13 protein-coding genes are annotated in these 11930 nt (G+C 65.2%); 7 read left to right on the top strand and 6 right to left on the bottom strand.

The window, feature by feature from the left end:
- Positions 1–3 precede the first annotated feature (3 nt).
- The 4 genes from AC066Y_RS20570 to hslV form a co-directional block, all read right to left on the bottom strand.
- Complete coding sequence (locus AC066Y_RS20570) at positions 4–1128, bottom strand: hypothetical protein (RefSeq protein ID WP_478275463.1); 1125 nt, start codon at positions 1126–1128, stop codon at positions 4–6.
- A 160-nt stretch (positions 1129–1288) separates the two neighbouring features.
- The gene (gene hslU, locus AC066Y_RS20565; protein ID WP_478275462.1) at positions 1289–2593 is read right to left on the bottom strand and encodes an ATP-dependent protease ATPase subunit HslU; all 1305 of its coding nucleotides are present in this window, start codon (positions 2591–2593) and stop codon (positions 1289–1291) included.
- 124 nt (positions 2594–2717) lie between these two features.
- Entirely contained in the window at positions 2718–3203 is a 486-nt protein-coding gene (locus tag AC066Y_RS20560) for a GNAT family N-acetyltransferase (RefSeq protein WP_478275461.1), read from the bottom strand.
- A 2-nt stretch (positions 3204–3205) separates the two neighbouring features.
- Positions 3206–3763, bottom strand: coding sequence for an ATP-dependent protease subunit HslV (gene hslV / locus AC066Y_RS20555; RefSeq protein ID WP_057020343.1), 558 nt, complete (start codon positions 3761–3763; stop codon positions 3206–3208).
- Between the two features lie 182 nt (positions 3764–3945).
- Here hslV and hisB point away from each other — a divergent pair, with 182 nt between their 5' ends.
- The 7 genes from hisB (at position 3946) to coaA (ending at position 8801) form a co-directional block, all read left to right on the top strand.
- Positions 3946–4539, top strand: coding sequence for an imidazoleglycerol-phosphate dehydratase HisB (gene hisB / locus AC066Y_RS20550; protein WP_021078165.1), 594 nt, complete (start codon positions 3946–3948; stop codon positions 4537–4539).
- A gap of 86 nt (positions 4540–4625) precedes the next feature.
- Positions 4626–5156, top strand: a complete 531-nt coding sequence (locus tag AC066Y_RS20545) for a DUF2628 domain-containing protein (RefSeq protein ID WP_478275460.1) — start codon at positions 4626–4628, stop codon at positions 5154–5156.
- Positions 5153–5803 (top strand): imidazole glycerol phosphate synthase subunit HisH, encoded by a 651-nt coding sequence (hisH, locus tag AC066Y_RS20540; protein ID WP_478275459.1) that lies wholly within the window; start codon positions 5153–5155, stop codon positions 5801–5803. The genes AC066Y_RS20545 and hisH overlap by 4 nt, the downstream gene beginning before the upstream one ends.
- Positions 5800–6531 carry a 1-(5-phosphoribosyl)-5-[(5-phosphoribosylamino)methylideneamino]imidazole-4-carboxamide isomerase gene (gene hisA, locus AC066Y_RS20535; protein ID WP_478275458.1) on the top strand — a complete coding sequence of 244 codons (732 nt, stop codon included), beginning with the start codon at positions 5800–5802 and terminating at the stop codon, positions 6529–6531. Before hisH ends, hisA begins: the two co-directional genes overlap by 4 nt.
- An 11-nt stretch (positions 6532–6542) precedes the next feature.
- Positions 6543–7319: an imidazole glycerol phosphate synthase subunit HisF gene (gene hisF, locus AC066Y_RS20530; RefSeq protein WP_092121002.1), complete on the top strand. Its 777-nt coding sequence runs from the start codon at positions 6543–6545 to the stop codon at positions 7317–7319.
- A gap of 166 nt (positions 7320–7485) precedes the next feature.
- Positions 7486–7809 (top strand): phosphoribosyl-ATP diphosphatase, encoded by a 324-nt coding sequence (locus AC066Y_RS20525; protein ID WP_092120999.1) that lies wholly within the window; start codon positions 7486–7488, stop codon positions 7807–7809.
- A gap of 35 nt (positions 7810–7844) precedes the next feature.
- Positions 7845–8801, top strand: coding sequence for a type I pantothenate kinase (gene coaA / locus AC066Y_RS20520; protein ID WP_478275480.1), 957 nt, complete (start codon positions 7845–7847; stop codon positions 8799–8801).
- Between the two features lie 197 nt (positions 8802–8998).
- Here the strand turns inward: coaA and AC066Y_RS20515 are convergent, their stop codons facing one another.
- On the bottom strand, positions 8999–11305 hold the full coding sequence (locus AC066Y_RS20515; RefSeq protein ID WP_478275457.1) for a PAS domain-containing hybrid sensor histidine kinase/response regulator: 2307 nt from the start codon (positions 11303–11305) through the stop codon (positions 8999–9001).
- 103 nt (positions 11306–11408) lie between these two features.
- Positions 11409–11927 carry a hypothetical protein gene (locus AC066Y_RS20510; RefSeq protein ID WP_478275456.1) on the bottom strand — a complete coding sequence of 173 codons (519 nt, stop codon included), beginning with the start codon at positions 11925–11927 and terminating at the stop codon, positions 11409–11411.
- Positions 11928–11930: the final 3 nt, after the last annotated feature.

Raw genomic sequence — 11930 nt, 5'->3', positions numbered from 1 at the left:
TGACTAGAACGGCCGCACGATCCCGACGCGGGGGATCAGCGTAACGATCCAGCCTGATATCGTCGTCTTGCGATCGTCTGACGGGATCGGCGGCACGTCTTTCGACGCCGGCAGCATCCTGGTGGCGTGCAGCATCAGGAACATGCAGACCGCCCAGTTCGAGATCCAGCGCGAATAGTCGAACACGGTCACGAACATCACGAAATAGCCGGCGCTGATCATGATGAGTGCGGCTAACACGATCCGCCGATGCAGCTCATTGGCAAGCGCGCCGATCAGCCGCGCGAAATAGCGCCACAGCGGCGCGTGCAGCCAGATCAGCAGCGCAAACACCGGGACGCCCAGGATGTTCGAGGGCATCCGCGCCCAGGTGTCGGCGAACTCCTTCGACAGCGGCTGGTACCAGATGTAGCCGAACTGAAGCAGGTCGTTCCGCGACGGATCGGCCATCCGGCTCTGCAGATGACGGATGAATTCGTCGTAGGGCACCTCGACCGTGCCGGCGAACTGCGCGACCAGGAACAGGATGCCGACCGCCGCGAGCGCCATAAGGCCGACGGCGATGTTCCGCGGCGTCACGCGTTGCATCAGATAGAAGCGCAGCACCACGATCGCCGCGATGGTCGGCACATACATCAGGACGAAGATATGATGGATCAGGATCAGCAGGATCGAGAACAGCGCCGCGATCAGCACATAGAGGACCGAGCGCGACGGAATCAGCAGCAGCACGATCGTCAGCGCACAGCCATAGATGTCGAAATGGCCGAGCGTGTGCATGAAATTCTTCAGGAAGAACGGCGATCCCGCGATGAAAATGAACAGCGGCCAATGCGCATCGTCGAAGCCGAATGTCCGCTGGAACAGTTTGGCGAACAGGGCGAGCGTCACCAGCCAGATCGCGCCGGCCAGCGCGAACACCAGCCACACCGGCACCTTGTCGGTGAACAGCGACACGATCGCGCCGATCAGCGCGCGCTTGGTGAAGCCGTAGTGATAGTCGACCAGGAGATGGATGTAGGGGACGAAGGGCGGCAGCGCGATCTTGTGCAGGAACACCCCGACCAGCACGGCCGCATTGACGGCCAGCATCAAGCGCCAGGGGTTTTCCCAGACTCGCAGATTCATCGATCGCCCACTCTCGTCGTCCCGGGCAAGCGAAGCGCGACCCGGGACCCATAACCACCGAAGGCAGTTTTTAGAAGGAATGTCGGCCCGAGTCTTGGCTGCTGCGGGCTGCGGGGGTCATGGGCCCCGGCCTTCGCCGGGGCGACGATGGCTATATCGCCTACAAAATAAACCGGCTCAGATCGGCGTTCTTGGCGAGGTCGCCGACATGCTTGGTCACGTAGTCGGCGTCGACCTGGATGGTCTCGCCGTGGCGATCGGGCGCGGTGAAGGAGATCTCGTCCAGCACCCGCTCCATCACGGTCTGCAACCGCCGCGCGCCGATATTCTCGACCGTGGAATTGACCGCAACGGCAACGTCGGCCAGCGCGTCGATCGCGCTGTCGGTGATGTCCAGCGTGACGCCCTCGGTCTTCAACAGCGCGACATATTGCTTGATCAGCGACGCTTCGGGCTCGGTCAGGATCCGCCGCATGTCGTCGCGGGACAGCGCCTGCAACTCGACGCGGATCGGCAGGCGCCCCTGCAGTTCGGGCAGCAGGTCCGACGGCTTGGCGATATGGAAGGCGCCCGAGGCGATGAACAGGATGTGGTCGGTCTTGACCGCGCCGTGCTTGGTCGAGACCGTGGTGCCTTCGATCAGCGGCAGCAGATCGCGCTGCACGCCCTCGCGCGAGACGTCGCCGCCCTGTCGATTCTCGCGCACGCAGATCTTGTCGATCTCGTCGAGGAAGACGATGCCGTTGTTCTCGACGGCGTTGATCGCCTCCTGCACCAGCTGGTCGGTATCGAGCAGCTTGTCGGATTCCTCGTTGACGAGGATCTCGTGCGAGCCTTCCACCGTCAGGCGGCGGGTCTTGCTGCGTCCGCCCATCTTGCCGAAGATGTCCCCGAGCGAGATCGCGCCCATCTGGGCGCCGGGCATGCCCGGGATTTCGAACATCGGCATGCCGCTGCCGGACGACTGCGTCTCGATCTCGATTTCCTTGTCGTTGAGCTCGCCGGCGCGCAGCTTCTTGCGGAACGACTCCCGCGTCGCCGGGCTCGATGCGGGGCCGACCAGCGCATCCAGCACGCGCTCCTCGGCGGCGAGCTGGGCACGCGCCTGGACGTCCTTGCGCTTGCGCTCGCGGGTCTGCGAAATCGCCACCTCGACGAGGTCGCGGACGATCTGCTCGACATCGCGGCCGACATAGCCGACCTCTGTGAACTTTGTGGCTTCGACCTTGAGGAACGGCGCGCCCGCAAGCTTGGCCAGCCGGCGCGCGATCTCGGTCTTGCCGACGCCGGTCGGCCCGATCATCAGGATGTTCTTGGGCAGAACCTCCTCGCGCAGGGAACCGGCAAGCTGCAGCCGCCGCCAGCGGTTGCGCAGCGCGATCGAGACCGCGCGCTTGGCATCGGCCTGGCCGACGATGAAACGGTCAAGTTCAGAAACGATTTCGCGGGGGGAGAAGTCGGTCATTGGCTCTAGCTAGGTTGAAAGGATGGTCTCGGCAAGCGCCGGTGTGCGCCCGCGACGTTAGCTCATTGTTTGAGCATGATCTTTTCGGAAGACCGCTGCGCACTTTTCCGGATCATGCTCTAGGTCATTTGTCGCGGATCATCAGCAGCGCAGGCCCATCAGGCGTATCGACCATTCCGGCCTCGCGAAAGCCCGCTTTCGCATAGGCGCGGACGGCAAGTGCATTCGCTGGATCGGGATCGGTGACGATGCGTGGCGCGCCTTGCGCCAGCCGGTCGTCGACAAAGGCGCGGATCAGCGCCGAGCCGTGGCCGCCTGCCACCATGTCGGGCGCGCCGATGAAGAGATCGATGCCGCGGGTGCCTTCCGGTTGTTTGCCGAAGCCGGAATTCCAAGCCGTCAGGTCGTAGCACTGGATGTAACCGAAATCGTTGCCGTCGGCGGCAACGATGAACTGGTCCATCGCAGGCTCCTCGAGGTCGCCGCTCACGAGCGCATATTGCTCGGCCGGATCGCCCCACCACTCCCGGACATGCGGCAGCGCCAGCCACCGCTTGATCTGCGGCAGGTCGGCCGTCGCCATCGGGCGGAAACGATAGGGGCTGGCCATGCTCAGCCGCCGATCGTCTCGATCGTCACGTTCCGGTTGGTGTAGACGCAGATATCGGCGGCGATATCCAGCGCGCGGCGCACGATGGTTTCGGCGTCCTTGTCGGTATCGACCAGCGCGCGGGCCGCGGCGAGGGCATAATTGCCGCCGGAGCCGATCGCCATCACCCCGGATTCGGGCTCCAGCACGTCGCCGGTGCCGGTCAGCACCAGGGAAACGTCCTTGTCGGCCACGATCATCATGGCCTCCAGCCGGCGCAGATAGCGGTCGGTCCGCCAGTCCTTGGCGAGCTCGACGGCCGCCCGGGTCAGTTGCCCCGGATATTGCTCCAGCTTGCTTTCCAGCCGCTCGAACAGGGTGAAGGCGTCGGCGGTGGCGCCGGCAAAGCCGCCGATCACGTCGCCCTTGCCGATCCGGCGGACCTTCTTGGCATTGGCCTTGATCACGGTCTGACCGATCGAGACCTGCCCGTCGCCGCCGATCACCACCTTGCCGCCCTTGCGGACCGTGCAGATCGTGGTGCCATGCCAGACCGGCAGCTCATTTGGGGATGCTTGCATAGGTTACCTCTCTTCCGGGCAGATTTAGGCGGTCGGGCAGGGGGTTACAATCGGGCGATTTAGCAACGAATTCCGGTCACCATGGCCCGAAGTTAGGGCGTTTCGGGGTCATCCCGCAGTAGCGAAGGTGACATCAGCCTGTTAAAAGACCGGCGTTTTCGGCACGGGAAAGCTCAATCTTCATGCGCACGGCAACCATCAAGCGCAAGACCAAGGAGACCGACATCGAGGTGACGGTCAACCTCGACGGAGCAGGCGTATCCACGGTTTCGACCGGGATCGGCTTCTTCGACCATATGCTCGACCTCCTGGCCCGGCATTCGCGCATCGACATCACGGTGAAGGCGGATGGCGATCTCCATGTCGATTACCACCACACCACCGAAGACGTCGGAATCGCGCTCGGGCAGGCCGTGAAGCAGGCACTCGGCAACATGGCCGGCATCACCCGCTACGCCTCGATCCACATGCCGATGGACGAGACGCTGTCGCGGGTCGTGATCGACATTTCCGGCCGCCCGGTGCTGGTGTTCAAGGTCGAGTTCCCGCGCGACAAGATCGGCGAGTTCGATACCGAGCTGGTGCGCGAATGGTTCAACGCCTTCGCGATGAACGCCGGCGTGACTCTCCACGTCGAGACCCTATATGGCGAGAACAGCCATCATATTTCCGAATCCTGTTTCAAGGGTTTGGCGAGGGCACTCCGGACCGCGGTTGCGATCGATCCGCGTGCCCAGGGCGAAGTGCCCTCGACGAAGGGTCAGCTCGGCGGCTGACCCCGGGAGCATGATCCGGAAACGGTGGCACCGGTTTTCCCGGAGATCATGCGGCAAGTAAAAGTCCATCCTCGGCGGAGCGTTCGATGCCGGTCTATACAGTGCATGCCCCCGTGGCCAACGGCGCCAATCTCGCGGCGGCCGACAAGTTCGTCTTCGTGCGCGACGGCTTCCATTTCTGGGCCGCGGTCGCCGGTGTGGTCTGGCTGGCCTGGAACAGGCTCTGGCTGGCGCTGATCGGCTGGCTGGTGCTGACCTTCGCGATCGATTTTGCGCTGGCCAAGCTCGGGATCGGCCGCGGCGCGATCTTGCTCGTCGACCTGGTGTTGATGGTGCTGATCGGGCTGGAGGCTGCGACCTTGCAACGCTGGACGCTGTCGCGGCGCAAATGGCGCCAGCTCGACATCGTCGTGGCCGACAACAGAGAGGCCGCCGAGCGCCGCTTCTTCGAGCGCTGGACCGCGCGGCATCGCGGCGCCGTCAACGACCAGCGGTCTGTCGATCGCGGCGGACCACCGCCGACCCGGGACGTTCCCGGTCAGTCGTTCTCAAAACCCCCGCCAATGCCGCAGGGCGGCATCATCGGATTGTTTCCAGAGCCAGGAGGATCGCGATGACGGTTGCAATCATCGACTACGGCTCCGGCAATCTGCATTCGGCGGCAAAGGCTTTCGAGCGCGCCGCGCGCAGCATGCAGGATCCGCAAGCCATCAAGGTGACGCGCGATCCCGACGCGGTCTATCGCGCCGATCGGATCGTGCTGCCGGGCGTCGGCGCGTTCGCCGATTGCCGCCGCGGCGTCGATGCGGTCGACGGCATGCTGGAAGCGCTCACCGAGGCGGTGCGGGTCAAGGCGCGGCCGTTCTTCGGCATCTGCGTCGGCATGCAGCTGATGGCGACGCGCGGCAAGGAGCACGTCATCACCGAGGGCTTCAACTGGATCGCCGGCGATGTCGTGAGGATCGAGCCGCGCGACGAGAGCCTGAAGGTCCCGCACATGGGCTGGAATACGCTCGACATGGTGCGCGAGCACCCGGTGCTGGAGCGGCTGCCGCTCGGGCCGAAGGGGCGTCACGCCTATTTCGTGCACTCCTATCACCTCAATGCCGCCAACGAGGCGGACGTGCTGGCGCGCGCCGACTATGGCGGGCCGGTGACCGCGATCGTGGGTAAGGACACTGCGATCGGCACCCAGTTTCACCCCGAGAAGAGCCAGCGCTTCGGCCTCGCTTTGATCTCCAATTTCTTGAAGTGGAAGCCGTGATTCTCTTTCCAGCGGTTGATCTGAAGAACGGCCAGTGCGTGCGCCTGGAGCAGGGCGACATGGCGCGCGCCACCGTGTTCAATCTCGATCCGGCGGCGCAGGCGGCGAGCTTCGCCGCGCAGGGCTTCGAATATCTCCACGTCGTCGATCTCGACGGCGCCTTCGCCGGCAAGCCGATGAATGCGCATGCGGTGGAGGCGATGCTGAAGGCCGTCACCATGCCGGTGCAGCTCGGCGGCGGCATCCGCGACCTCAAGACCATCGAAGCCTGGCTCGACAAGGGCATCACCCGCGTCATCATCGGCACCGCGGCGGTGCGCGATCCCGAACTGGTGAGGGGTGCGGCGAAGAAATTCCCCGGCCGCGTCGCGGTGGGCCTCGATGCGCGCGACGGCAAGGTCGCGGTCGAGGGCTGGGCCGAGACCTCGCATGTGACTGCGCTCGAAATCGCGCAGCGCTTCGAGGACGCCGGCGTCGCCGCGATCATCTTCACCGACATCGCCCGCGACGGCCTGCTCAAGGGCCTCAACCTCGACGCCACGATCGCCCTCGCCGACCGCATCTCGATTCCGGTGATCGCCTCCGGCGGCTTTGCCTCGATCGACGACGTCAAGGCGCTGCTGGAGCCGCGTGCCAAAAAGCTCGCCGGCGCCATCGTCGGCCGTGCGCTCTACGACGGACGGCTTGATCCGGCCGCCGCGCTCAAGCTGATCCGCAGCGCGGCTTAGGAGACAGAGACATGTTCAAGGTTCGTGTGATCCCCTGTCTCGACGTCAAGGACGGGCGCGTGGTCAAGGGTGTCAACTTCGTCGATTTGCGCGATGCCGGCGACCCGGTCGAGGCCGCGATCGCCTATGACGCCGCCGGCGCCGACGAGCTCACCTTCCTCGACATCACCGCCACCCATGAGAACCGCGGCATCATGCTGGATGTGGTGCGGCGGACGGCGGAGGCTTGCTTCATGCCGCTGACCGTGGGCGGCGGCGTCCGTACCGTCGACGACATCAAGACCCTGCTGCGGTCCGGCGCCGACAAGGTCTCGATCAATTCAGCTGCCGTCAGCCGGCGCGAATTCGTCAAGGAGGCGGCCGAGAAGTACGGCGAGCAATGCATCGTGGTCGCGATCGACGCCAAGCGGGTCAAGCGCGCCGGCGGCTCGGAGCGCTGGGAGATTTTCACCCATGGTGGGCGTAATGCCACCGGGATCGATGCCATCGAATATGCCCAGGAGGTCGTCGCGCTCGGCGCCGGCGAAATCCTGCTGACTTCGATGGACCGGGACGGCACGAGGCAGGGCTTTGACCTGCCGCTGACCCGGGCGATCGCGGACAGTGTTCCTGTACCGGTCATCGCGTCCGGTGGCGTCGGCAATCTCGATCATCTGGTCGATGGCGTCCGCGAGGGTCATGCCACCGGCGTGCTGGCCGCCTCGATCTTCCACTTCGGGGAATTTACCATCCGCCAGGCCAAGGATCACATGGTGCGCGCCGGCCTGCCGATGCGCCTCGATCCTTAGTGCGTGGTCCGGACCGGGACGGCCGCATTAGCGCAAAGTGGAGACCGGTTTTCCGAAAAGACCACGCTCAAACGGCGTGGTTGGGGACTCCTTGTCACAAAAATGCTAAGCCCCCACCTAGGGATGGCACCTTGGCGGTGCCGGTGCGCATGCTTGAGTTGAGTTGATGTCGCGTTTCACGGTCCACGATCTGGCTGCCACCATTGACGCCCGTGCTGCAACGGGCGGCGAGGCGTCCTATACCCGCAAGCTGCTCGACAAGGGCGCGGAGCACTGCGCCAAGAAATTGGGCGAGGAAGCGGTCGAGACCGTGATCGCCGCGGTCGGGAATGACCGCGATCATCTCATCGCGGAAAGTGCCGATCTCGTATTTCACCTGCTGGTTCTGTTGAAATCACGCGGCGTGAAACTGGAGGATGTCGAGGCCGCGCTGGAGAAGCGCACCTCGATGTCGGGACTGGAAGAGAAGGCGGCGCGCAAGCGCGACTAGCGCACATGATCGAGCGCATTGACAGGGGCGGCCTCATGGACATCCGGGCACCAGATCAGCAATACAACCCCTACCGCACCTTCACGCGCCAGCAATGGTCGCATTTGCGCGACGATACGCCGATGACGCTCGAGCCGGGTGAGTTCGACCGCCTGCGTTCGATGCACGACCGCCTCGATTTGCAGGAGGTCGAGGACATCTATCTGCCGTTGTCGCGACTGCTCTCCATTTACGTCGATGCGACCCAGCGGCTGTATTATTCGCAGCGCCAGTTCCTCAACATCCGCGACCGCAAGATGCCCTATATCGTCGGCGTCGCCGGTTCGGTGGCCGTCGGCAAGTCGACCACCGCCCGCGTGCTGCAGGCGCTGCTGGCGCGCTGGTCGCCGCGGCCGAAGGTCGACCTGATCACGACCGACGGTTTCCTGTTTCCGAATGCCGTGCTCGAGCGGCAGGGCATCATGCAGAAGAAGGGCTTTCCTGAGAGCTACGACCTGCCGACCCTGCTGTCGTTCCTCAGCGACATCAAGGCTGGACGGCGCCGCGTCCGTGCGCCGGTCTATTCGCATCTGACCTATGACATCGTGCCGAACAAATGGGTCGAGATCGACCAGCCGGATATCCTGGTCGTCGAGGGCGTCAACGTGCTGCAGACCGGGCGGCTGCCGCGCGACGGCAAGGCGGTGCCGTTCGTTTCCGACTTCTTCGATTTCTCGGTCTATATCGACGCCGACGAGTCCGCGCTGCGGCAGTGGTACATCAAGCGCTTCCTGGCGCTGCGCGACACCGCGTTCACCGATCCGAGGTCCTACTTCCACCGCTATGCGCTGCTGTCGGACGAGGAAGCGACCGCAACCGCGATCGCGATCTGGGAGCGCACCAACCTCGCCAATCTCGAGGACAACATCCTGCCGACCCGGCCGCGTGCGACGCTGATCCTGAAGAAGGGCGCCGACCACGTGGTGCAATCGGTCGCGCTGCGCCGGCTGTAGTCGTCACCGTATCTCAGCGAACGAGCCACATCGCAGCCGTCGTCCCCGCGAACGCGGCGACCCATAGCCACGGGTGTCCGTAATCTACAAGGCTGTGGCCGCAGCGGGGCGCAAAACCAAGCTCGGTAGTTATGGGTCCCTGCTCCCGTGCGCAATTGCGCACTAGGCAGGGACGACGCTGGAGAGGTTTTGGCCGCCTACGCCGCGACATGCCGCGCAGCGGCGAGGCCCGCCAGCGCTTCTTCCAGCTTCTCGCGGTCGAGCGGCTTGATCAGAAAACCATCCATGCCGGCTTCGAAGCAGGCGTAGCGATCCTCCACCAGCGTGTTGGCGGTCAGCGCCAGGATCGGCGTGCGCCGTCCGGACTGGCCGGCCAGCCCGCCGGACTCGTGGGCGCGGATCTGCTTGGTGGTCTCGATGCCGTTGAGGCGCGGCATCTGGATGTCCATCAGCACGAGATCGTAGGGCGTGCCGGCCGACGTCGCCGAGAGCCAGGACTCCATGGCCTGCTCGCCATTGGTGGTGATGACCACGGTGTGGCCGAGCCGGGCGAGCAGCGAGCGCATCAGGAGCGCGTTGATCTCATTGTCTTCCGCAACCAGGATCGAGAGCCCCTTGTGCGGTGGTGCGGCCGCCGGCGCCGTGGGCGCGGACTCCGTGACCGTCTCGATCGCAAGGCTTGGCGTCACGAGGCTTGGCGTCACGAGGCTTGGCGTCACGAGGCTTGGCGCGACGATTTCGGGTGACGCGGTCAGGCGTGCGGCGAGCGACGACGCACGCAGCGGCTTGACCAGATAGCCGGTGAACACGGCTGCATCGGAGGCCGAAAGGTCCTGCCGCGTCGCCGGCGTGACCATCACGATGCGATGGGTTGCGTGGATGCGAGCAGCGTTGGCCAGCGCCTCGATCGCCGGCGTGCCGAGCGTGTGATCGATCAGGACGGTGTGCCAGCTCCGCTCCGGCAGCAATGCCTCTGCGACATCGGCATCCGACACGATGCAGGTCTGCGCGCCCCAGCGCTGCAACCGCCGCGAAATCAGCGAAGCCTCGATGCTGTGCGGTGCGACCAGCATGATGGATTGGCCGGCAAGGTCGGGCGCCGTGAAGCCATTGGCCTCGCCGGTGTCGGCGGCGGCGAGCGGGATCGAGACCTCGAAGGTCGAGCCTGCGCCCGGCGTGCTTGCGAGCGAGATCCGGCCACCCATCCGCTTGACGATGCGGTCGCTGATCGAGAGGCCGAGGCCGGTGCCGCCATAGCTGCGCGCGATGCGGTCGTCGGCCTGCTCGAACTCCCGGAAGATGCGCTGCTGCGCTTCCGGTGCGATGCCGATGCCGGTGTCGCGAACCAGGAAGCTGATCTCGTTCGGCCAGATGCCGGGCTCGACGATCAGCGCGACGCCGCCGGTCGCGGTGAACTTGATGGCGTTGCCGGCGAGATTGAGCAGCACCTGGCGCAGCCGCGCGGCGTCGCCGGTCACCTGCATCGGCAGCCGCTCGTCGACATAGGCGGCGATCTCGATACCCTTGGCCTGCGCGCGCGGCGCCAGCAGCTCGGTGATGTCCTCGATCAAGCCGGACAGTGCAAAGGCGCGGTGCTCGAGATCGATCTTGCCGGCCTCGATCTTGGAATAGTCGAGCAGCTCCTCGATCAGCGCGAGCAGCGCGTCGCCTGAGGTCTTGACCGCCTTGACGTAGGTCGTCTGCTCCGGCGTCAGCTGGGTGTCCATCAGCAGTCCGCTCATGCCGATGATGCCGTTCAGCGGCGTGCGGATCTCGTGGCTCGCCATCGCAAGGAAGCGCGATTTGGCACGGTTGGCGGCGTCGGCCTGATCGCGGGCTTCGGCCAGCGCGCGCTCGCTCTCGGTGCGGTCGGTGACGTCGCGGCCGACGCTCTGCATCTCGGCCGGCGCGCCGGCATCGTTGCGCACGAGGCCCTCGCGCCAGGCGATCCAGCGCGGCCCGAGCGGTCCCTCGATCTTCTGGTCGTAGACCCGCGTGCCATTGGATTCGAGCGCGGTGTCGCCCTGCTCGAGCACCTTGAGGGTGGCGGTGCTGCCGATCAATTCGCCGCGGGGGATTTGGGCCAGCGCGCAATAGGCGTCGTTGGCGTAGGTGATGAGGCCGTCAAGGTCGCGCAGCACGATCAAATCGTCCTGCGCCTCGAACAGGGCGGAGGCGCGCTGTTCGGCCTCCTGCAGTTCCCAGTTGCGGTCGGCCATCGCCTCATTGTGCATGACGATGGTGCGCAACCTTCTGCGCATCAGCCGCAGGCGGATGCCGAGCGTCACGATCCAGAGACAGGCGAGCGCGAACAGGAAGCTGACGCCGATCGCGAATGTATTGGGATCGTAGCCGCTGTGTTGCGAGAGGGCGCCGGAAATGAACCCGAAGGCGCCGCCGAATGCGACGGAGAAGATCGTGAAGGAACGGACGATCGTCGCGACCCAGGAATGGCGTCGCAGGAAGCGGCGAAGGCGCAACTTGATCCGGAAGAAACGCCCCATCAATGGTGGTCCTGAGAGTGCCCGATCTGGCGATGACGATGCGTCGGCCACCTTGAAAAGTGCTTGAGGTTGGTGGCCGTTTCGCGCCGCCCTCGGAACAGGGTTAGCGGGGGGTTAACTCCGCCATTGTCTGGCCCTGGAAGCGTGTGTGCGGCGCCAGCGATGCCGCTTCGAAGCGGCGGTGTCCGCCGCGGGCGCTGACGATCAGGGCCGCGGCATCGCGCACCGAGAACGTCTTCGACTGCACGTAGACGCGGTAATCGAACGGCCCGTCATGGGAAAGATAGATCACGGGGCCGGTTGCGGTCGGCGCGCTGGAAATCCCGATCAGCTGCGGCACGGCGTTGCCTTCGCAGGCGCCGGTCTCGGCCTCGTCGATGTCGTCGATCACCGTGAAGTCGGCGGCCTCGGCGCTGTCGGCGACCCGGACCCGGACGGTGGCAAGGCGGGGGTCGTCGGTGAAGCTGACGTGAAGCCGCGCCTGCCAGGGGACCGATGCGATCTGCATCGTGGCGCCGCCGACCTCGATGCAGGGCCGGGGGCCCGGCAGGAATTCAGCGCGGGCAAACACCGCGGCCACGGCAAGGGGGACCACCGAGGCCAAAACCTTCATACGCAACATGAC

The sequence above is a fragment of the Bradyrhizobium sp. USDA3010 genome, assembly GCF_056429065.1.
The sequence above is the reverse complement of the archived record's forward strand: the minus strand, read 5'-3'. Positions and strand labels throughout refer to the sequence as shown.